This window comes from Paraburkholderia sp. BR10872 (assembly GCF_040965835.1).
In the GTDB taxonomy this organism is placed as follows: Bacteria; Pseudomonadota; Gammaproteobacteria; order Burkholderiales; family Burkholderiaceae; genus Paraburkholderia; species Paraburkholderia nodosa_A.
This window is the reverse complement of the sequence record NZ_JBFRCN010000071.1, coordinates 12,869-33,884: the sequence shown is the minus strand read 5'-3', so window position 1 is coordinate 33,884 and position 21,016 is coordinate 12,869. Positions and strand designations below refer to the sequence as shown.

General features: G+C 65.2%; 22 protein-coding genes. 3 read left to right on the top strand and 19 right to left on the bottom strand.

Features of this window, described 5'->3' with window-relative positions; translation table 11 throughout:
* Positions 1-1,101: HAD-IC family P-type ATPase (locus tag AB4Y43_RS35955; RefSeq protein WP_368729946.1), on the top strand; the 1,101-nt coding region annotated here is incomplete at its 5' end.
* A 39-nt stretch (positions 1,102-1,140) separates the two neighbouring features.
* Positions 1,141-2,883, top strand: a complete 1,743-nt coding sequence (locus AB4Y43_RS35950; protein WP_069267030.1) for a Na/Pi cotransporter family protein — start codon at positions 1,141-1,143, stop codon at positions 2,881-2,883.
* 31 nt (positions 2,884-2,914) lie between these two features.
* Here AB4Y43_RS35950 and AB4Y43_RS35945 read toward each other — a convergent pair whose 3' ends face one another.
* The 12 genes from AB4Y43_RS35945 to AB4Y43_RS35890 all read right to left on the bottom strand — a co-directional run bounded on the left by AB4Y43_RS35945 (position 2,915) and on the right by AB4Y43_RS35890 (position 14,367).
* Positions 2,915-4,435 (bottom strand): ATP-binding cassette domain-containing protein, encoded by a 1,521-nt coding sequence (locus tag AB4Y43_RS35945; protein ID WP_342949385.1) that lies wholly within the window; start codon positions 4,433-4,435, stop codon positions 2,915-2,917.
* A complete protein-coding gene (locus AB4Y43_RS35940; protein WP_342949384.1) occupies positions 4,432-5,358 on the bottom strand; it encodes a branched-chain amino acid ABC transporter permease in 927 nt (308 codons plus the stop codon). The genes AB4Y43_RS35945 and AB4Y43_RS35940 overlap by 4 nt, the downstream gene beginning before the upstream one ends.
* Positions 5,359-5,381: 23 nt before the next feature.
* Positions 5,382-6,257 (bottom strand): branched-chain amino acid ABC transporter permease, encoded by an 876-nt coding sequence (locus AB4Y43_RS35935; protein ID WP_069267033.1) that lies wholly within the window; start codon positions 6,255-6,257, stop codon positions 5,382-5,384.
* A gap of 93 nt (positions 6,258-6,350) precedes the next feature.
* Positions 6,351-7,616, bottom strand: a complete 1,266-nt coding sequence (locus tag AB4Y43_RS35930; protein WP_069267058.1) for an ABC transporter substrate-binding protein — start codon at positions 7,614-7,616, stop codon at positions 6,351-6,353.
* A 255-nt stretch (positions 7,617-7,871) separates the two neighbouring features.
* Positions 7,872-8,126 carry a hypothetical protein gene (locus AB4Y43_RS35925; protein WP_342949383.1) on the bottom strand — a complete coding sequence of 85 codons (255 nt, stop codon included), beginning with the start codon at positions 8,124-8,126 and terminating at the stop codon, positions 7,872-7,874.
* Positions 8,127-8,161: 35 nt separating this feature from the next.
* On the bottom strand, positions 8,162-8,560 hold the full coding sequence (locus AB4Y43_RS35920; RefSeq protein ID WP_069267035.1) for a VOC family protein: 399 nt from the start codon (positions 8,558-8,560) through the stop codon (positions 8,162-8,164).
* Positions 8,561-8,627: 67 nt separating this feature from the next.
* The gene (locus AB4Y43_RS35915; RefSeq protein WP_069267036.1) at positions 8,628-10,193 is read right to left on the bottom strand and encodes a methyl-accepting chemotaxis protein; all 1,566 of its coding nucleotides are present in this window, start codon (positions 10,191-10,193) and stop codon (positions 8,628-8,630) included.
* Between the two features lie 240 nt (positions 10,194-10,433).
* Positions 10,434-10,874: a CBS domain-containing protein gene (locus AB4Y43_RS35910; protein WP_368729945.1), complete on the bottom strand. Its 441-nt coding sequence runs from the start codon at positions 10,872-10,874 to the stop codon at positions 10,434-10,436.
* A gap of 171 nt (positions 10,875-11,045) precedes the next feature.
* Positions 11,046-12,068 carry a DUF2891 domain-containing protein gene (locus AB4Y43_RS35905; RefSeq protein ID WP_368729944.1) on the bottom strand — a complete coding sequence of 341 codons (1,023 nt, stop codon included), beginning with the start codon at positions 12,066-12,068 and terminating at the stop codon, positions 11,046-11,048.
* Between the two features lie 234 nt (positions 12,069-12,302).
* Positions 12,303-13,043: a 2OG-Fe(II) oxygenase gene (locus AB4Y43_RS35900; protein ID WP_368729943.1), complete on the bottom strand. Its 741-nt coding sequence runs from the start codon at positions 13,041-13,043 to the stop codon at positions 12,303-12,305.
* 19 nt (positions 13,044-13,062) lie between these two features.
* Entirely contained in the window at positions 13,063-13,614 is a 552-nt protein-coding gene (locus tag AB4Y43_RS35895; protein ID WP_342949380.1) for a methylated-DNA--[protein]-cysteine S-methyltransferase, read from the bottom strand.
* A gap of 27 nt (positions 13,615-13,641) precedes the next feature.
* Positions 13,642-14,367: a 2OG-Fe(II) oxygenase gene (locus AB4Y43_RS35890; RefSeq protein WP_342949379.1), complete on the bottom strand. Its 726-nt coding sequence runs from the start codon at positions 14,365-14,367 to the stop codon at positions 13,642-13,644.
* A gap of 243 nt (positions 14,368-14,610) precedes the next feature.
* Between AB4Y43_RS35890 and AB4Y43_RS35885 the strand changes: the two genes are divergently transcribed.
* A complete protein-coding gene (locus AB4Y43_RS35885) occupies positions 14,611-15,060 on the top strand; it encodes an ester cyclase (protein WP_342949378.1) in 450 nt (149 codons plus the stop codon).
* Positions 15,061-15,252: 192 nt separating this feature from the next.
* On the opposite strand, the gene AB4Y43_RS35880 is transcribed toward AB4Y43_RS35885, so the two are convergent.
* From AB4Y43_RS35880 to AB4Y43_RS35850, 7 genes are read right to left on the bottom strand one after another with little or no spacing between them, the layout of a single operon-like run.
* Positions 15,253-15,594, bottom strand: a complete 342-nt coding sequence (locus AB4Y43_RS35880) for a Rieske 2Fe-2S domain-containing protein (RefSeq protein WP_342949377.1) — start codon at positions 15,592-15,594, stop codon at positions 15,253-15,255.
* 3 nt (positions 15,595-15,597) lie between these two features.
* On the bottom strand, positions 15,598-15,918 hold the full coding sequence (locus AB4Y43_RS35875; RefSeq protein ID WP_069262975.1) for a YciI family protein: 321 nt from the start codon (positions 15,916-15,918) through the stop codon (positions 15,598-15,600).
* Complete coding sequence (locus AB4Y43_RS35870) at positions 15,915-16,787, bottom strand: intradiol ring-cleavage dioxygenase (RefSeq protein ID WP_342949376.1); 873 nt, start codon at positions 16,785-16,787, stop codon at positions 15,915-15,917. Before AB4Y43_RS35870 ends, AB4Y43_RS35875 begins: the two co-directional genes overlap by 4 nt.
* A 55-nt stretch (positions 16,788-16,842) precedes the next feature.
* Complete coding sequence (locus AB4Y43_RS35865) at positions 16,843-17,910, bottom strand: maleylacetate reductase (protein WP_342949375.1); 1,068 nt, start codon at positions 17,908-17,910, stop codon at positions 16,843-16,845.
* Positions 17,911-17,917: 7 nt separating this feature from the next.
* On the bottom strand, positions 17,918-19,384 hold the full coding sequence (locus tag AB4Y43_RS35860; protein ID WP_368729942.1) for an aldehyde dehydrogenase family protein: 1,467 nt from the start codon (positions 19,382-19,384) through the stop codon (positions 17,918-17,920).
* A gap of 52 nt (positions 19,385-19,436) precedes the next feature.
* Positions 19,437-20,456 carry a hydroxyquinol 1,2-dioxygenase gene (locus AB4Y43_RS35855; protein WP_069262979.1) on the bottom strand — a complete coding sequence of 340 codons (1,020 nt, stop codon included), beginning with the start codon at positions 20,454-20,456 and terminating at the stop codon, positions 19,437-19,439.
* 41 nt (positions 20,457-20,497) lie between these two features.
* Positions 20,498-20,992, bottom strand: coding sequence for a hydroxyquinol 1,2-dioxygenase (locus tag AB4Y43_RS35850; protein ID WP_069262980.1), 495 nt, complete (start codon positions 20,990-20,992; stop codon positions 20,498-20,500).
* Positions 20,993-21,016: the final 24 nt, after the last annotated feature.

Sequence of the window (21,016 nt, the reverse complement as noted above, 5' to 3'; positions counted from 1 at the left end):
TGCCACGGCGGCGGCATCCGCGTGACGATGATCACGGGCGACCACAAGGTCACGGCCGCTGCGATCGCGGGCATGCTCGGCATCGGCGACGGCAAGACGGCCGTGGCGGGCACCGAGATCGAGGCGATGAACGACGCCGCGCTGCAGGAATGTGTGCGCGACGTGGATGTGTTCGCGCGCGCGAGCCCCGAGCACAAGCTGCGGCTCGTGAAGGCGATCCAGGCCAACCGGCAGGTGGTCGCCATGACGGGCGACGGCGTGAACGACGCGCCCGCGCTCAAGAAGGCCGACATCGGCGTGGCGATGGGCATCAAGGGCACGGAAGTCACGAAGGAAGCCGCGGGCATGATCCTCGCCGACGACAATTTCGCCTCGATCTCGGCGGCGGTAAAGGAGGGGCGCACGGTCTACAACAACATCGAAAAGGCCATGCTCTTCATGCTGCCCACCAATATCGCCCAGGGCGCCGTCATTGCCATCGCGATCCTGTTCGGCTTCGTGCTGCCGATCACCGCGCCGCAGGTGCTGTGGGTGAACATGGTCACGTCCGTCGCGCTCGGCCTCGTCATTTCCTTCGAGCCTCACGAGAACGACGTGATGCAGCGGCCGCCGCGCTCGATCGACCGTCCTATCGTCACACCATTCGGCGTGTGGCGCATTCTCTTTGTCGGCGCCACGCTCGTGCTCTATACGCTCGCGGCATTCTTCTGGATGAAGTCGCAGGGCGTGGCGGATTCGATGGCGCGCACGGCCGCCGTCAACGCCATTACGCTGGGACAAGTCTTCTATCTGCTCAATAGCCGTTCGCTGCTCAATTCAGCGCTGTCGGTGCGGGCGCACATGGGCAATCCGTATCTCTGGTACGGCATCGGTGCTGTCGTCGTGCTGCAGATTCTTTTCACCTATACGCTGCCCTTTCACGCGGTGTTCAATACCGAGTCCCTGCCGCTCTCGACCTGGCTCTGGCTCGTGGCGGGTGCGATCCTCTTCTTCCTCGTGGTGGAGCTGGAGAAGCTCGTCATTCGTTCGATACCGGCGCTGAAGAAGTCCGTGAGCCCGCAACCGCGCGGCGCGCCAACAAGGCAGTACCATGACGCGTAGAATCGTTTCGTCCCGTCCCGAGAGCGAGGGCCCAATGCCATGCTGCCTGGTGCGAACCTGAACCTGGTCGAGGTGACCGGACTGCTGGTGGGCGGGCTCGCCCTGTTCCTGTTTGGGCTGGATCTGATGACGGGCGCGCTCAAAACGATCGCCGGCGCGCGCCTGCAATCGCTGCTGGGTTCGCTCACCGCCAACCGCTTTCGCGGCGTGCTTGCGGGCGCCGGCATCACGGCGCTGCTGAATTCGTCGACTATCACCACGGTACTGCTGGTGGGCTTCGTTTCCGCGCGGCTCATGACGCTGATGCAGTCCATCCCGATGATCATGGGCGCCAATATCGGCTCGACGCTCACCGCGCAGATCATCGCGTTCAATATCTCCGCGCTCACGCCGTTCATGCTCGGCGGCGGCTTCCTGCTCTATGGCTTCGCGAAGCGCGAAACGCTGCGCGAACTGGGTGGCGCGCTGCTCGGCCTCGGCCTGCTGTTTCTCGGCATCGAAATGATGGGCAACGCGACCCGGCCCCTGCGCGATTACCAGCCGTTCATCGACGCGATGCAGAACATGCGCAATCCGCTCATCGGCATCGTGATCGGCGCGGTGTTCACGGCCATCGTGCAAAGCTCGGCGGCCACGCTCGCGATCGTGATCGCGCTAGGCAGCCAGGGGCTCATTCCGCTCGAGTCGGGCATTGCGCTGATACTCGGCGCCAATGTGGGCACCTGTGGCACGGCGCTGCTCGCTTCAATCGGCAAGTCGGCGGAGGCGGCGCAAGTCGGTATCGTCCACCTGATCTTCAACGTGCTTGGCGTGCTGTTCTTCGCCTTCGTCATTCCGCAGTTCGCCGATTTCGTGCGCATGATCTCGCCTTCCGCGCCCGAGCTGACCGGCGCTGCGCGCCTCGCGGCGGAAACGCCGCGGCAGGCCGCCAATGCACACACGGTGTTCAGCGTGTTCAGCACCCTCGTGCTGATCTGGTTCACGGGGCCCATTGCGAAACTCGCCGAACGCCTGGCCCCGGCGCGCCGCGAAGGGTGGCAGGACCCCGGCGTGCCGCGTTACCTCGATGAAACGCTGGTCGAAATGCCGGCGCTCGCCATTGCCCGCGTGCAACTCGAACTGGCTTCGCTCGGCAAGCTCGTGCAGATTCTCGTCGAGCATAGCGCCACGCTGCTGGTCGAAAGCTCCACACAGGCGCTTTCCACGGTGTCGAACGAAGACAAGGCGGCGGACTCGCTCAGCACTGCCATACTCACCTATATCGGCAAGCTCTCGGATGCCGTGCAAAGCGACGACGAAGGCCGGCAACTGGTGGATCTCGCGCGAATTGCCACCTGCCTCGACGCCATCCGGGAAGTGGCCACCACGAGCATGCTCGCGCTGAGTCAGAGGCGCGCCGCGCAAAGCGCGGACGTGACCGTGTTGGCGAACAACCCTGAGCTGGTGCAATTCGCCCGGTCCGTCATCGAGCGTTTCACGCTTGCCGTGCAGATGATCGCGCACCCGGAGGCCGACGTCGTGACGGGCATCGTCAACGCCAAGCCGGAAATCGAAGCGCAGTCCGACTCGGCGCGCCAGCGCATCATGTCCGCACTGCAGTTGCGCAACGAGGGCGCGGCGTTCCTTTTCCGCTTCGCCAACGACGTGATCGAGCAGTTGAACGAGGTGGCGCGGCTTTCCCGGGCCATCGCCAAGGCCACGCGGTGGCTGCACGACGTGAAAGTGCTGGAGCCTGAAAGCGCAGAGGCCGTGGCCGAGACCGAGGCAGAAGCTCAGGCGTGAAGACGCGGCGCGCGCATGCCGCGCGTGGCCTTCAACGCGGCGCGCCCGAGGTCAGTGCATGAGGAACGGTCGTGGGCACCGCTTCGAGAAAGCCGCGCCCCATCTCCGTCTCGAAGCGCGAAGCGCTCCCCTCCCAGACGATGCGCGCATGTTCCAGCACATAAACGCGGTCTGCGTGCGGCAGGGCGAAGCGAACGTTCTGCTCGCCCAGCAGCACCGTAATGGGCGTGGACTGCTGCAGCGCGTCCAGCGCCTTCGAAAGCTGTTCGAGGATCACGGGTGCGAGCCCGAGCGTCGGCTCGTCGAGTATCAGCAGCCTGGGCTGAGGCATGAGCGCACGCGCAATGGCCAGCATTTGCTGCTCGCCGCCCGAAAGCGTACGCGCGGTTTGGCTCTGGCGCGACTTGAGGATCGGAAAGAGGTCGTAGAGCCAGGTGAGTTGCTTCTTGCGCACGTCGTCCGAGAGATGATAGCCGCCGAGTTCGAGATTCTCGCGCACCGTCATGTCGCCGAACAGCTCGCGCGTTTCCGGGCATTGCACGAGGCCCGCGCGCGAGACGGCCGCCCCGCTCATGCCCTTCAGATCGCGCCCGTCGAAGCGGATCGTCCCCTCGTACGGCAAGAGGCCCGAGAGCGCGTTGAAGAGCGTGGTCTTGCCCGCGCCGTTGAGGCCGACCACCGAAACGAACTCGCCCTCGCGCACGTGGAGGCTCACGCCGTCGAGCGCGCATGCCTTGCCGTACAGCACGCGCAAGTCCGAAACCTCGAGGATGGCGCGCTTCGCCTCGCCCGCGACGCTCGAGCGCTGACGCAGCTCCAGCTTGCTGCCCAGATACACGCGGCGCACCGTTTCGTTTTGCATCACCTCTTCCGCCGTGCCTTCGGCAACGTGCTCGCCGAGGTACATCGCGAGCACGCGGTCGGCGAGCGCTGAAAGGCTTTTGACGTTGTGATCGACCAGCAGCACCGCGCGCCCCTCCGCGCGAAAACCGCGAATCAGCTCGGAGAATGCCTCCGATTCCGCAACCGTGAGTCCTGCGAAGGGCTCGTCGACGAGCACGACCTGCGGGTCGCGTGCTATCGCCTTCGCCATCTCCATGCGGCGCAGGTCCGCGAACGGCAGCGTGGCAGGGTGCCGGTGCATGACGGCGGCCAGACCCACGCGCGCGGCAATCTCCTGCGCGCGCTGATGCACATGCGGCTCTGCCGCGAGCTTGACGAGCGAGTCGGGCAGCAGTGCGAGCTTGATGTGCTCCAGCACCGTTTGCCGATGCAGCGGGCGCGAATGCTGAAACACGATGCCCACACCGGCGCGCGCAATGCGGTGCGGCGCCCAGCCGGCCATCTCCACGCCGTTCACCTTGACCGAGCCCGCGTTGGGGCGCTCGATGCCCATGATGAGCTTCATCACCGTCGACTTGCCGGACCCGTTGGGGCCGATCAGGCCCAGGATCTCGCCGGGCCGGATGTCGAAGCCGATGTCCTTCACCGCGACGAGACCGCCAAAGCGCTTGGTCAGCCCGCGTACCGAGAGCAGCGGCGTGTCGTTCATTGGCGGGCCCTCGTACGCAGCAAGTTGCCGAGCAGGCCGTCCGGAAAGAACAGCAGCGCCGCGAGCGCGACGGCCGCGACGACGAACGTGTTGAGTTGGCCAAGTGGGCGCAGGAATTCGCCGGCCACGATCAGGAAGATCGATCCGAGCACGGCGCCGAGTATCGTGCGGCGCCCGCCGAGCACGGCCGCGATGATGATCTGCACGCCGACGCTCAGGTCCACCACCGTGCTCACCGAAGCCGTGCCTTGATAGAACACGAGCATCGCGCCGGCCACGCCCGAAAACACGGCGCTGATGCAAAAGGCCACGAGCTTGTGCCGCGTGACGTTGAAGCCCAGCGCCTGCGCACCGGTCGCGTCCTGGCCGCTCGCCTGCAAGATGAGGCCGATTGCCGAGCGGGAGAGACCGAACAGCAGGATCGCGCAGACGACCAGAAACGCCAGCGCGATCCAGTAGTTGTGGTTGGCGTCGACGGACATCACGTCGGGCACCATCATGCCGATCTCGCCGCCCGTCACGCCCGCGAAAATCACGATGGCGTTCTGCAGCAGCAGCACGGCCACGAGCGTGACGAGGCCGAAGTACGGGCCGCGCAGCCGCAGCGCGGGCACCGCGAGCAGCAGGCCGCCGACCAGCGCGAAGAGGCCGCCCGCGATCACGCAGACAGGAATCGGCAGCCCCCAATGGGCGTCGATGATCGCCGCCGAATAGGCGCCGAGGCCGATCAGGAACGTCGGGCCGAAATTCACCTCGCCGGCAAAACCGAACAGCAGGTCCCACGACATCGCGAACACGCCGAAGTAATACGCGACCGTGAGCACGCCGAGGATGTACCCCGACATCCACCACGGCAGCGTGGCCGCCGCAACGGCGAGCAACACGGCCACCCACAGCCCGCGCGAACGAAGAAGACCGGACATGTCGATGTGCTCCCTTCGCTCGGTTAGCGTCGGCCCAGGAAGCCCTGGGGCCGCACATAGACGACGAGCACCAGCAGCAGCAGCGCCGGCAGCGGCCGCAGCGTCGGCGCAACGAGATACGCGGTGACGGTCTCCAGATAGCCGACCACATACGCGGCCATCAACGATCCGGAAACGCTGCCGAGCCCGCCCAGCACGACAATGGAGAACGCGCTCGCCGTGAGTTGCCCGGCGTTGTTCGTACTCACGCCGAGGAACGACGCCAGCAGCACGCCCGCAATGCCCGCCAGCACGCCGTAAATGGTCCACGCGAGCAGATAGATGCGCGAGAGTTCGAAACCGAGCAGCGTGAGGCCGCGCGGATTCATCGAGGCGGCGAGCAGCGCCTTGCCCGCGCGCGTACGATTCACGAAGAGCCACAGGAGGCCGATCACGGCCCAGCAGACCACGGCGATCATGATCTCGTTGAACGGCACGCGCACGCTGCCGATCATCGCCACGCCACCGATGAGCGGGCGCATCGTCACCGGGTTGTCGGTGAAGAGCCAGGCCATGCCCTGCTGGATCATGATGCCCCACAGCAAGGTGCCGGTGAGCACGAAGATTTCCTTCTCTTCGGCCGGAATCGCGGCGGAACGCTGGATAGGCCGCACCACCATCAGGTAGGTAACATAGGCCGCGATGAGACCGGCGACCACGCCAAGCAGCGTGCCGAGATAGGTGCCGAGCCCTGCCTCCCCCGCGAGCATCCAGCCCATCAGCGCGGCGACGAGCATCACACCGCCATGCGCGAGATTCAATATGCCGGAGACGCCGAAAATCAGCGTGAAGCCGATGGCGCCCAGCGCGTAGAGCGAACTGATGGCAAAGCCGTCGATGAGGATCTGCAAGAGCAGCATGCCCGGCCTTTCAGGTGGATTGGCGTGTCGCAACATGCGCCATGCGGCCCATCGTCAGACGAAGGGCCGCACCGCGCGACGCACTACGCGAAGCTAGTTTGCGCTAGCCTGCTGGAGCTTGATGAAGGTCGGGAACTTGACCTTGCCGTTTGCAACGGACTTGGGCCAGATCGCGATCTGCTTGCCGTCCTGCCACTGCAGGTTGATGCCGGTGATGTAGCCCGGGCCGTACTTGAGCGCGTGCGTGAACGTGTCGTTCTTGCCGTAGAATTCCCAGCGCCCGATCGTGCCGACGTAATCCGTCTTCTCGAGCGCGGCGACCATCTGGTCCGGATCGGTCGAGCCCTTGTTGCGCTTGATCGCATCCGCGAGGATGTACACGAGGTCATAGGTCGAGAAGCCGCAATACGCTGGCGATACGCCGAACTTCTTCTGGTACGCATCCGCGAAGGGCACCGTCTTCGGCGTGATCGCCACGCCCGGTGCCGCGGCGGAAGCCGTGATCACGCCCTCCGTCGCGCCGTTCGTGTCCTTCCAGAAGCTCGTGGTCGTGGCCTGCGAACTCTGGCCCGACATCGGGATCGGCACCTGCTGATCGTGCCATTGCACCGTCGGCTGCACGCCCACGTGGCTGATGCCCGTGGTGATCGTATCGGGGTGTTTGGCCTCGATCTGGTTGAAAATTGGTGTGAAGTCCGAAGTATCCGGATTGAAGCGGATATGATCCAGCACCTGAAGACCGGCCTTGGGCAGGCATTCCATGAAGCGCTCGTCGAGCGGCTTGGTCCATGCCGCGTCCTCGCTCATCACGACCGTCGACTTCATCTTGAACTGGCCGACGAGAATATCGTGCGAAAAATCGCAGATCGACTGCGCGATGAATGCCGACGTCATCCAGCCGTGGAACGTGTATTTGTAGTGGTCGTAGTCGTCGTGAACGTGCTTCGAAATATCGTTGCTCGCCGCGCCCGGCGTAATAAAGGGCATTTTCAGCCGCGCCGACCAGGGTTCCATGGCGAGCGCCACTTCGCTGATATAGCTGCCGATCACGGCGACGACCTTGTCCTGGGTCGCGGCGCGCTGGAACGCGCGCACGCCGTCCGAGGCCGACGAGTGGTCGTCGTAGGCGATGATCTGGATGGGCCGGCCATCTACGCCGCCGCTCGCGTTGATCTCGTCCGCGGCGAGCTGCGCCGCCTTGCTGATCGAGGCGCCCGCCACCGCGGACTCCTCGCTGATCACGCCGATCTTGATCGGGTCGCCCGCGGCATGCGCGCCGGCCGCGAGGCCCAGCCCTGCCGCCACCATACCCGTCGCCGCTACGCGATGAAGGTTTCGCCACACGCCGTTACAGGACATCATGCATCTCCGATTCGCCTGGATCGTTGAAGAACATCTGCCCGCTTCAAAGCTGCTTTGAAGAATGTGCCCCCAACAGTATCACCCGCCTTTGCACGCTCAATCGGGAAAAACGATGACAGGTAACATACGGATAACGTGCTGATTTCATGGTGCAAAGCGGCAAGAAAACGCGCTTGCCCGCGCGGCTGCGAACGATGCGCGCAGCACCTCGCGCACGTTCGCGCTCGCTGAACGCATCAGGGGAGGAGACGCTCACTCGCGGTCCTTGCCCCAGCGCCAGCGAGGCGGCTCACCCTTGAGCCAGCAGACCGCCGAAAGCGCGAGCGTGGCGAGTATCACGAATGCCGCGAATGCGTACGGCTGCCCGTGCGGTTCAAAAAGTACCGCGCTCAAGGCAATCGACAAGACATACGCCACGAGCACCACCCACCCCTGCCAGGTGAGCGGAAGTCCCCACCCCCAGCCATAGCGTTTGGCTCGAAACCAGTATTTGCCAGTGCCCGGCATGTCCCCATCTCCCGCGCCTCGCGTGAGGCGCAACTTCAGGCCGAGGCAGTATGGCACACGGCCTCGACCCGGTTTCCGGCAGGATCGATGAGAAAGGCGGCGTAATAGTCGGCGTGATAATGCGGCCGCAAGCCTGGATCGCCATCCGAGCGGCCGCCCGCAGCGAGACCGGCTGCATGGAACGCATCGACCTGCGAGCGTGTAGCGGCCTTGAAGCACCAGTGCCGCTTGTTCGGCTCGATGGCGCTGGCGTCCAGGTAGATGGAAAGATACGACGACTGCGTTTCGGCGGCGTCGCAACGCTCGCCGTAGCCGAGCGCGTTGGGGCGGTCGTAGACCTTGAGCGCACCCAACGCATTCATGATCGCATCGTAGAAGGGACGCGCAGCGTCGAGATCGGGCACGCCGATCGAAACGTGATCGAGAAGCTGCATGGTGCTGGCACTCCGCAGTCGTGAATACACGACTATAACCGGCGGATCACACCCTGCAGCGTTTGCGTTACCCGGTGCGGCCGACGCGGAACACCGAAACCGCGGCGTTCAGCCGGTGCGCTTCGTTTTCGAGCGACGACGCGGCAGCCGTTGCCTGCTCAACGAGTGCCGCATTCTGCTGGGTCACGAGGTCCATCTGTCCCACGGCGACGTTGACCTGATCGATGCCCGTGCTCTGCTCCGCCGCCGCCGATGCGATCTCGTTCATGATCGCACTCACGCGCGCGATCGCTTCGACGATTTCGCTCATGGTCGAGCCCGAGCGCTCGACGAGGCCCGCGCCCGTTTCCACGCGCGAGGTCGACGACTCGATCAGTTCCTTGATCTCCTTGGCCGCCGCGGCGCTGCGCTGCGCGAGCGAGCGCACTTCGCTCGCCACCACCGCGAAGCCGCGCCCTTCCTCGCCCGCGCGCGCCGCTTCCACCGCCGCGTTGAGCGCGAGGATGTTGGTCTGGAACGCAATGCCCTCGATCACGCCGACGATCTCGCCCACGCGCCGCGAGTCGCCCACGATGTCCTGCATCGTGCCGACCACTTCGCGCGAAAGCGCGCCGCCCTGCGCGGCGAGGCCGGAAGCGCCCTCGGCGAGCGTGCTGGCCTGGCGTGCGTTTTCGGCGGTCTGCTTGACGGTGGAGGTCAGCTCTTCGATGCTCGCCGCCGTTTCCTCGAGCGAGGCAGCCTGCTCCTCGGTGCGCTGCGAAAGGTCCGTATTGCCCGCCGCGATCTCGCTCACGCCCTTGTCGATCGACAGCGCGCCTTCACGCACGCTGCTGACCGTCTTGATGAGTGCATCCTGCATCTGCCGCAGCGCGGCCTGCAGGCGGCCCATTTCGTTGTTGCTCGTCGTCTGCACTGTGCCGCTCAGGTCGCCCGCGGCGATACGCTGGAACTGGGCGATGGCCGCGTCCACGGGATGCACGATCGCGCGCATGAGCGCGGCGCGGCCAATCCACGCGAACAGCAGCGAGAGCACCATGCCCACGCCCACCGCGACGCTCACTGCGTTGAAGCGGTCCTGCGCTTCCTGGTAGCGCTGCGCACCGAGGTCGATCTGGCGCTTCTCGAGTACGAGCATCGCCTTTTCGTAGTTGCTGTAGAGCGACGGCAGCTTGTGGCCCTGCAGTTCCTGGAATGCGGTCTTGTCGCCGGCCTTGAGCGCCGCCAGCGCCGGCTCGAGGCCATCGTGCAGGAAGCTGTTGCGCCTGGCCTGCATGTCGGCGATCAGATCCTGCGCCTCGCCTTCTCCGCTCGCAATCGACAGATAGTGGTCCAGACGCTCGTTCGAGTTCTTCAGGTACTGGTCGTAGCGCTTGAGCACCGCGTCCGCGGCATCGTGGTCGCCGAGATCGGAGAGCGATGCGTTGGTGGCGAGCGCGAGGCGCAGACGCAGCAATTGGCCGGCGCTGCCTTCGAGGTCGGCGACGGCCGGCGTATTGACGGTGTACATGGTGCGCAGCGACTCGTTGCCCGCTCGCATCGACAGGAGTCCTGTGGCGGCGCCGACGATCAGGACGATGCCGAAGAAGGCGATCATCAGGGTCAGGCTCGCGCGTATCGACAGCTTGTGAAGCATTCCTGGTCTCTCTTCCGTGGGGCGCGCGGCTCTGGAGGCCGCGCGTGGCCCAGTCGTTTTTCATTGATTGTTCCGGTGCGCTTGTCCAGTGCAGCCCGGGCGTTCAGGCTGATTAAGCGCCCAGTACATAACAACGGCAGGAGAGCTTGCGAACTTTATGGTTTGCTGCAAAGAAGTACGACCGTTAGCAACGCTTCGTAATACAGACCAATATATGGGACGCGTACGAATCAATCCGCATCACGCGCTGGCTGGCTCCGCACCCGCCTCGCCCTCGTCCATCGGCACGAGATAGCGCAGCACGTCGCGCCAGCTCACGATGCCAACGGGACGATATTCGGCATCCACAATCGGGATGCACGAAATCTTGTTGGACAAAAAGAGGGCCACGGCGTCGGAGAGGCTCGACTCGGGCCGCAGCGTGAGGGGCTTGCGGCTCATGATCTGGTGCACGCGCTTGTTGAGCGTGCCGAGATCGCGCGCGGATTCGACCACGCTGTCGATGAACGGGCTGATCGCGCGCAACAGGTCGCGATCGGAGACGACGCCTTGCAGCTTGCCGTCTTCGACCACGAGCAGATGATGAAAGCTCGCTTCGGCGAAAATCTCGCGCACGGTCGCGAGCGTGTCATCGAAGCCAATGGTGACGACACGGCTCGTCATGAATTTCTCTACTTGCATACCTTCCAGACCTGAATGGGTTCGACGTCCCGAGCCGGACGATGCGCGGCCGATTCCGGCTGCGGCTCGGGGCTTCAGCCCGTTATATCGACCGCAGACGCGTCAATCTTCAGTCTGGAAAGCGGCGTGAGGCGCGCGCGAACGGCACGCCCCACACGTTTCATGCCTTCGTCATGCTTCGAGCGCGAGCGTCGCGAAGGTGGCGAGCCAGTGCTCGCCCATGTAGTCACCAGCCACGTGGTCGAGCGCGCGGGCCAGATGCAATTGCGCGGCATCGTTGAGGACGGCCACGCGTGCGTCGCCGGCCGGCAGTGCGCGTGCAAGTGAGCGCTGACACCACGCGCGGCTCAGGTTGAGGCCGTCAAGGTGGGCGATCTTGCCGTCACTGCGGTCGGTCACGGTGGCCGGCGTGAAGAGCGTGACCGGCTCTTGCACCGCGAGGCTGGGCAAGAAGCGCGTGAACCACGGCTCGAAATCCTGTGCGCGCAACACTCGGCTCATCAGCAGGGCCACGCTCAGCGCGGGCGAGAGGAATTCGTCGCCGCCCGGCTCCCATGCCTGGCAGCCCGCGTCGTTCGCGTGCCAGCGCGTGGCCGTGTCTTCGATCAGCGTCGCCAGCGCAGGGCGCGCTGTGGCTTTTGCGAAGTCGTACGCGAGCGTGAGCGCGAACGCCGTATTGAAGTGAGTGCCCACTCGCAGCGGATAGGTCGCCTTCGGCAGGAATTCCTCGAAGCGCTCGACGAACCAGTCGGTGAGCGGCGCGAGCGCCGCCTGCCAGCGCGCGGCCTGCGGCAGCTTCATCGACTCGACCAGCGCGTCGACTTGCGCCGCGAGCGCGAGCAGCCATGCCCAGCCATAAGGGCGCTCGAAACCGCGATTGTGCGCGAGCGTGAGGTAGGCCATCTCGCCGGCCATCTTCTCCGGCGTGAAGTGTTCGTCAACCACGGCGACGATCTGCGGCCCCTCGGGCAAGTCGGGAAAGCGCTCGAGCAGATGCAGCACGAGCCAGTAGCCGTGCACGCACGAATGCCAGTCGTAGCTGCCGTAAAAGGCCGGGTGCAGCGCGCGCGGGCTCTGCACGTCCTGGGGGCCGTCAAGCGAGTGGGTCAGCTTGTTCGGGTACTCGCGCGTGAGGTGGGCAAGCGCAAGCGAGGCGAACTTCGAGGCATGGGCGGCGGTGAGGTGTGTGGTCATCGTGAGCTCATCAGAACCGGAAAACGAAGGCGTACATCAGCAGCGTGGTGAGAAATCTATCACGACAATTTATCGATAAATAGTCGATAAAGTCTTTGTAAGGGAAGTCCCTGGGCGATGGGCATGGCATGAAATCAATGCCGCCGCGCTGGGGCGCGGCGTATGGCTGGGGTTGGCGGGCTTGGCAGTTAGTTGCAATCGCCGCGACGGACTGGAATCCCTGTTCACCAGGATTCAGAGATCGAATGCGCGTTGATCGTTCGCCGCCTTCGGCGCGTCGTGAAACGACAACTCGGCGCCAATGCGCTCGCCGCTGCGCACGCGGCTGATGGCGTGCCGGAGGTTCACGCGGTAGTAAGCGCTGCTGCCTTTGAATGGCCGCTGGGCCGTGGCGATGATCGCCGCGTCGCCCAAGCCGAGCGGAACGACCGTCGGGCGCGACTGCATGCGCGGACGCTGCTCGGTCAGCACGAGTTCGCCGCCCGTGAAGTCTTTCCCCGGCGCCGAGAGCAAGGCGACCATTTGCAGCGGAAATACATGCTCCCCTTCACTGCGTTGATGCAGCGCCAGATAGTCGTCGGTGCGGAGCTGGTTCAGATGCGACTGCGCCTGCGTTTGCCCCGCTCGACGGTTGCGCTCCAGAAATGCATCCAGCGCTGCAGGGTATCGATAAGGCATGCCAAGCATCTCGTTCCATCGATTGGCGATGGGCGCCAACTGGCGGTAGAGGTCCGCACGCCATTGCGCCCACGGCTGCGGCAGCGCGGCGCCGAAATACAGTAGATCGCCACGACCGAGATCGAGCGAGTCGAGCGGAACGCGGCGCAACGCGGTCAATCTGCCGGCCTCGCGCGCGAGCATGCGGGCCTCGGCCGCGCCAGCAAGCCGAGGCAGTACCGCATACCCTTCGCTGTCCAGTTGCGCGGCGATTGCGCTCCAATCGAGCTTATCGAATGTGTTGGCGGCTGAACTCATAGACAAGGACATATTCGTTTCAAAATCCCGGGAGCGTTGCCGTCTGCGGAACCTCGCGCGCGGCCGCAATTGCCTTCTCGTGTTCGAGCAGCCAGCGCTTGCGATGCAGGCCCCACGCGTAGCCCTTCAACTCGCCGTTGCTGGCAATCACGCGATGGCACGGCACGACGATAGCGATGGGATTCGCGCCGTTGGCCGCGCCGATGTCGATCGCCGCGCGCGGGTCTTCGAATCCCAGCGCTTTTGCGAGCTTGCCGTAGCTGGTGGTGGTGCCGGCCGGAATGTGACGCAACGCCGCCCAGACCTTTTCTTCCAGGTCCGAGCCCGCCATGACGACCGGGAGAGCATCGAGCGCGTTCAATTCGCCCGAGAAATAGCGCGTCATGGCGTCGGCAATCGACGCCGGCGCGGCGGCGTCGATCAATTCGGCACCCCCGTAACGATCGCGCAGACCGCGATGCAGACGCGCGCGGTGATCGGAGAATTCGAGCGCATACAGCCGATGCTGCGCGTCGCTCACCAGCATGAGGTCGCCGGGCGGCGACTCGATATGGCTGAGAAACAGTTGCATGATGCGTTCCTTCGCGTCGTGCGCGCGCTAACGTGAATCGTGAAAAATCAAGCCGACGGTATGACGCTTGCCGCTGCGCACGACGCTCACGCCGTGCCGCATCGCGACCCTGCGCGTGCCGCCGCGCCGGTTCGCAGCCGGCCGCTGGTTGACGGTGAACAGCACCGCGTCGCCCTGGTCCAGCGGAATCACTTCGGCGCATTGACCGTTCGACGCGCTCTGCGTCATCACGAACTCGCCGCCTTCGAAGTCGACGCCGGGCCGTGAGAGCAGCATCGCCACCTGCAGCGGAAACACCTGCTCGCCGTACAAGTCCTGATGCAGGCAGTTATAGTCGCCCGGGCCGTATTCGAGGATGAGCGGCGTCGGGCGCGTTTGCCCCGCGCGGTGACATTGATCGAGAAACGCGTCGAGATCGGCCGGGTACTGCGTGTCGATCCCCAGCTGCTCGTTCCAGCGGTTCGCGATAGGCGCGAGGGACGGATAGAGCGCATGCCGCAACCGCTGAAGCAGCGACGGCAGCGGATACGCGAAGTACTTGTATTCCCCGCGCCCGAAATTGTGACGCGCCATGACGATGCGCGAGCGAAAGCCATCGTCCCTCGCGTAGAGGGCGGCGAGTTGCGCGCATTGTTCGGGCCTGAGCACGCGGGGCAGGACGGCATAGCCGCGCGCGTCGAGCGATCGCTCGATCTCGACCCAGTCGTACGTTGCGGATTCCGGCTTCCCTGCCCGCATGGCCCCGGTTTTCATCGCGTGTATCCCTCCTCTCGCAAGCGGCATTTTCGCCGATCTCCCATACAGACCAACGATACGCCTACGCTCCGCGCGTTCCGATCCGAATGTTGCGCTCTAATTCGGCGCGCGCCACGGCGTGAATGCCATGCGAATGTCACGGCAAGAAACGGGTATTGACGAGGTTTGCCTGTCGATATCGTTCATTTCAGGCGCAGCAATCCTGCTTCGCCATGAATCGAGATCAGCAAGGAGTCGAACATGTCGATGGAAGAGGACAACAAGGCGATCGTTGGCCGCTGGTTCACGCGCTTCTGGGGCGAAACCTGCGACCTCGGCGTCGTCGACGAGCTGGCCGCGCCGGACATGCTGCTCAAGTATTCGCTGCACGAGCCGCGCCGCGGCCGCGAGGACATCAAGGCATTCATGACCGGCTTTCGCGCGGCGTTTCCTAATCTGAACTTCTGGGGCGCGGCCGACTTGATCGCCGAAGGCGAGTACGTGGTGGGTCAATGGGAAGGCGGCGGCACGCATTCGGGCCGGGCGTTCGGAGACTTTCTCGCGGGATCGTTGCCGGCGGCGAGTGGCCGCAAGATGCATTTCACCGGCACGACGGTGTTGCGCCTGAAAGACGGCAAGATCGTCGAGGAGATCGGACTCGACGACGGCGTAACGGCGCTCACGCAGCTCGGGCTCATCAAGCGGGTCTGATAGCGCGGCGAACGGAAGGTCTCACATAGGGAGTCGAATCATGTCACAGCTTGCTCCGCTCCTCGCCCTTCACGCGCTCGCGGCTCAACGCGGCGACGGGCTGCGGCCTGAACTGCTCGCACTGTTCCTGCGCCATTCGCATTCGCATGCCGGACTCAGTGCGAGCATCGACGCCCTATGCGTGGAAGACGGTCAGGCGCCGCCGCAATGCGCCACGACGTTGGACTGCGCATCGAGCCAGACGGGAATGGCATCGAGCTTCGCTCCCGCGCACGGGCCTTCGAAGCACTGCCCGTCTTCGAAGCGAAACAATGCGCTGTGATGCGCGCACATGATCACCTGGGCGCGATACGTTGGCACATGGCCGGGCTCGTAGTCGAGCGGCACCGAGAAGTGCGGGCAGCGGTTCGCGTACGCCCATACTTCGCCGGCACGCCGCACGACGACGACCGGCCGCCCCGCGAGCGCGGCGTCGATCACGCGCGCGCCCCCGTCGGGCACATCGTCAAGGCAACACAGGCACACGGTCTGCATGGTTCACACTCTTTGCTCAGGATTGCCAAGATTCCAGTCCCATGGACGAATCTCTACGTGCTCGAACAACCCCGCCAACGTATAGGGATCGTCGCGCACGAAGCGCATCACGTCGTCGTATCCTTCCGCCTCGATCACGAGGAGCGTGCCGTTGAGCGCGTCGCAATGCGGCGCGAGCGTCGAGCCGCCCAACCGCACGAACACCCCACGCTGCGCGGCCGAGCGCAGATAGGTGCGATGCACCGCGCGCACGCGCTCGCGAACGTCGCGCATGCCGGGCTTGTCGGTGGCGAATACGGCGTAGTAGCGCGTGTGCGGTCTCATGCGCGCTCCAGCACGAAGTCGTAGCGCGCCTCGCGAAAGCCGCCCTCGAAGCCGAACTGCTGCGCGGCCGCCTCGCCCGCCGCGTGCTCGCGATAGTCGACGAGCAGCGAGGGCTTTACGCCGAACACAGCATCCGAATCCAGATACGGGTCGTTCTGGTTGAACAGGTGCGTCACGAGCGTGCTGTGGCCCGGCGCCGTGATCATGAAGTGCAGATGGGCGGGCCGCCACGGATGCCGCCCCGTGGCGTCGAGCATGCGGCCCACCGGGCCGTCGGTCGGAATGGGATAGCACACGGGCACGATGGTGCGGATCGCATAGCGGCCTTCGGCGTCGGTGCGATAGCGGCCGCGCAGGTTGCCGTGCGGTTGCTCGGTGTCCTGCCCCGAGTACATGCCGTTGTCCGCCGTCTGCCACACGTCGAGCAAGGCGTTCGCGATTGGCTTGCCGTCGGTCGTCAGCACGCGGCCATGCACGAGGGCCGGCGTACCCGGCGTGAACGCCATGCTCTCGCCATAGGCGCGTTCCGGCATGCCTTCGATATAGAACGGGCCGAACACGGTCGTATCGGTCGCGCCGGAAGCGTAGCGGTGGTTGATCGCGTCGACGAGCATCGACACGCCCAGCGTGTCGGAAAGCAGGATGAATTCCTGGCGCACGACGTCGTCGCACATCTGGCCCGTCTCAGTCAAGAAGCGGATCGCGGCGAACCACTCCGCCTCTGTCGGCTCGACTTCGCGCACGTAGGCGTGCAGGTGCCGCACGAGGCTTTGCATCAGCGTGCGCAGGCGCGCGTCGGGTGTGTTCGCGAAGCGGCCCACGACCTGTTCCGTCAAGGCGCGTTCGGCCTCGGTGTCATGCATCGACATGGTTGTCTCCTTTCCTTCGTTTTGCGCGCCATGCTCGCGGCGTGGCACGGCCCGGCTAGCGCGGCGCCAAGCCTTCCCACGCGCGTTGCAGCAATGCGCGGATCGCCGCGCGCTCCAACGGTCGCGGATTGGGATAGGCATTCGTACACGCGAGATCGGCCGCTTCGTCGAGGCCCGCTTCGGGCATACCGATCTCCGCGAGCGACATGGGAATGCCAAGCGACTCGTTCAACGCGTAGAGCCGTGGCCCGGCTTCGTCCGCCTGCGCGCCGCCGAGCGCACGCGCCACACGCTCGAGCGCGTGTGGCGCGGCCGCGTGGTTGTAGTGCGCCGTATGCGGCAGCATGACCGCATGCGTTTGCGCGTGCGGCAGGTTGAACGTGCCGCCGAGCGTGTGGCAGAGCTTGTGATGCAGCGCCATGCTCACCGCGCCCAGGGAAGTGCCCGCGAGCCATGCGCCATACAGCGCGCGACTGCGCATCGCCGCGTCGTCGGGGCGACGCACGACACCGGGCAGCGCCTCGCCCAACGCGCGAATCGATTCTTCGGCCATCAGGCTGATCACCGGGTTCGCGTCCTCTGCGTAGAGCGCCTCGACCGCGTGCGCCATTGCGTTTATGCCCGAAGCCGCCGAAATGCCGGCCGGCAGCGAGACCGTGAGCGACGGATCGTAGATCACGGTGCGCGGCAGCACGCGCAGGTCGCGCCCGGTCTTTTTCAGACGCCCTTCGGTGAGACCGTAGATGGGCGTCATCTCCGAGCCCGCATAGGTCGTGGGCACGGCGACGATCGGCAGCGCCGATTCGAGCGCGATGGCCTTGCCAAGGCCGATGGTCGAGCCGCCGCCCACGGCCACGCAGCACTGCGCGTCCAGCGCCGCCGCTTTCTCTCGTGCGGCCCGCGCGACCTCCACGGGCACGTGCATGACCGCTTCGGCATGGATGCCCGCGGCGCGCTCGCCGAGCAGGCGCGCGACTTCTTCAGCGAGCGGCCGCTGCTCGGGTGTCGAGAGGATCAACGCGCGGCGCGCGCCCAGCCGGTCCACTTCTTCAGGCAACCGCGCGAGGTTGCCCCAGCCGAACACCACGCGCGACGGCAAGCCCTGATAAACGAAGCGATCCATACGTGCCTCAACGCTTGAAGTGGGGCGGCACCTGGGCGTCCACGTTGACCCACACCGAGCGGGCCTCCGTGTAGTCGTGCATCGCCTCGAAGCCCATTTCGCGACCGTAGCCCGATTGACCGACGCCGCCGAACGGGCTGCCCGGATTCACGCGCTTGTAGCAGTTCACCCAGCACATGCCCGCGTGAATCTTGCCCGCGATGCTGTGCGCGCGCGAGAGGTCGCGCGTCCACAGGCCGCTGCCGAGACCGTAGTCGGTGCCGTTGGCAATCGCGAGCGCTTCTTCGTCGGAGTTGAAGCGCAGCACGGTCACGAACGGGCCGAACACCTCTTCCTGCGCGATACGATCGTCCGGCGTCTTCGCCTCGATCACCGTGGGGCGCACGTAGTAGCCGTTGGCGAGCGCAGGGTCCTGCGGCGCGGTGCCGCCCGTGAGGACGCGCCCGCCCTGCTCGCGCGCCACGTCCATGAAGGCCTTCACGCGCTCCAGATGCTGCAGCGAAGTGAGCGGCCCCATTTCTGTTTCGGGGTCCAAAGGATTACCGACACGAATCGAAGCAGCGAGCGCCGCAAAGCGTTCGAGAAATTCGTCTGCGATGCGCTCGTGCAGCACCAGACGCGAACCCGCAATGCACGCCTGCCCCTGGTTGTGGAAGATCGCCCAGGCCGCGCCGTTGATGGCGGCGTCGAGATTGGCGTCGTCGAACACGATATTGGCGCCCTTGCCGCCCAGTTCGAGCTGCACGCGCTTCAGGTTGCCCTTCGAGGCCTCCACGATGCGCCGCCCCGTCGCCGTCGAACCGGTGAAGGCGATCTTGCCCACGCCCTCGTGTTCCGCAAGCCGCTGGCCGGCCGTATGTCCGTAGCCCGGCACGATGTTGACGACACCCGCGGGAAAGCCCACTTCCGCCATCAGCTCGACGATGCGCAGCGTGGAAAGCGGCGTGATTTCCGAGGGCTTCAGCACCACCGTGTTGCCGGCCGCGAGCGCCGGGCCCATCTTCCAGCTCGTGAACATGAGCGGGAAATTCCACGGCACGATCTGGCCCACCACGCCAATGGGCGCGCGCTGCACGTAGTTGAGAAAGCCCGTTTCGACCGGAATGACCGAGCCTTGCAGCTTGTCGGCCATGCCGCCGAAGTAGCGGAAGCACGCCGCCGTGCGCGGCACGTCCAGCGCGCGCGAATCGCGGATCGGGTGCCCCGTGTCGAGCGATTCCAGTTGCGCGAGTTCTTCGCCGTTCGCTTCGATGGCGTCGGCAAGACGCAGCAGCAGGCGGCCGCGTTCGGCAGCCGGCATCGCCGACCATTGCGGGAAGGCGCGCGTAGCGGCGGCCACGGCCAGATCGATGTCGGCGGCGGTGGCGGCGGCGATCTTCGTGATCAGCGAGCCGTCATGCGGATTGAGCACGTCGATGGTGCCGCCCTCGACGGCGTCGACGAAGCGGCCGGCGATGAACAATTGCGTTTGCATGAGTCATTCCTCGGTTGATGCTTAAGGCTTGCTGTGTAGCTGCGAAGCTCGTTCAAAACTCGACCGGATACGGCTTGAGTTCGCCGCTCTCGTAGCGCTTGGGCAAACCTGCGGTCGCGTTCTCCCACACGAGCAGCATCGAGCGCTTGGTCGAATAGCCCTGGTGGCGGATATCGGCGGGCATGGCGCAAATGTCGCCCGCGCGCATGGTGATGCGTGCGCGCGGCGCGCCGGTGTTCTTGTCGCCGATGTCCCAGACGATCTCGTCGGAGAGCTGCAGGAACCACTCCACGCGGTCGTTGCCGTGGAAAACCGGCAGGATGTATTCCTCGGTGGTCGGGCAGAACAGGCTCTGGCCGCACACCGAAGTGACCGATGGGTTCCATGTCACGTCCGAGCGCGAGAGGTACTTGAAGAGGTTGAACGCGTGCAGCTCGCCTTCGAAGCCGGGCTCGGCGTGCACTTCGGGGTTGTCCTGAGGCACGTCGGCGAAGGCGCGGTTCACCGGGAGGTCGTCGCGCAGCGGCGAGTCGCCTTCGAGGCCCGGCATGCGGCGCGTGGCGATGCGCGTACGCTCGATCGCGGCGTCGTTCTCGCCATGCTTGCGGCCGAATGCGGTACCGGTTTCCTCGGGCGCGGCGAACGGGTCGAAGCCTTCGTTGGTCCAGTCGTGCAGGATCGCCTTGAAGGTCGCCATGATGGTGGGCGTTTCGAATGTCTCGATATAGTCCACGCCGGCGTCCTTCATGATGCCGTTGAACGAGCCCGCATACACGTCCACCTTGCCGTAGTGGTTGCGCGTGCCGAACACGTGATCGAAGTTCACCCAGCCGTAGAAGAAGCCCCAGGCCACGTCGCGCATCATGGCGCGCAGGAAGGCGTCGGCGGGGATGGCGTGCGTGCGCGTCTGCCCTTTCGCGGGCCACAGCACTTTCACGAAGTACTCGTCGCGCGTGAATTCGAACGCGCCGAGCGTGTAGCGGCGATAGCCGGTCACGGCGTCGGGCTCGCTCGCGCGCACGGTGTCGGCGGCGAAGCCTGCGGAATGGTCGAGGGTATCGAGGGTGGCCATGTCGTGTCTCCAGTAGTCGAGTGTTCGGATAGCGCGTGTTGTCAGTGCAGGCAGATATCCGCCCACTTCTGCACGGACAGTTCACCGGCCATGGTCTGCACGAGTGCCACGCCAGCCTTTTGCGCGCTGAAGCGATACGCGCAGCCGGCCGGCAGCAGCGCTTGATGGCCGCGGCGCAACACCACGTGGCCCATCTTGCGGCCCGCGGGCTGCTCGCCCGCGTCGACCGTGCCCGTACCGCCCTTGGGCGGCGTATCGAGCTTGATGAAGTCGATGCGCACTTCGCCATCCATCAGGATCGCGAACTCATCGTGTACGCAGGCGAACCAGCGCGATTGCCCTTCCGTGCGCAGCACCTCGATCACGTAGTCGAGGTTCTTGCCGACCACGACTTTCTCGTAGGGCGCAGAGCTTGCGGCGACTTCGAAGACATTGGAGAAAACATAGTGGCGGGCGTCGCCGCTCGTGATTTCGATCTCGCCCTTGCGATACTGCTCGAGCGAGCCGAAGGCGGTGTGGAATGACGAATCGGTCATGGCTGTCTCCTGTTTTGGAAGGTT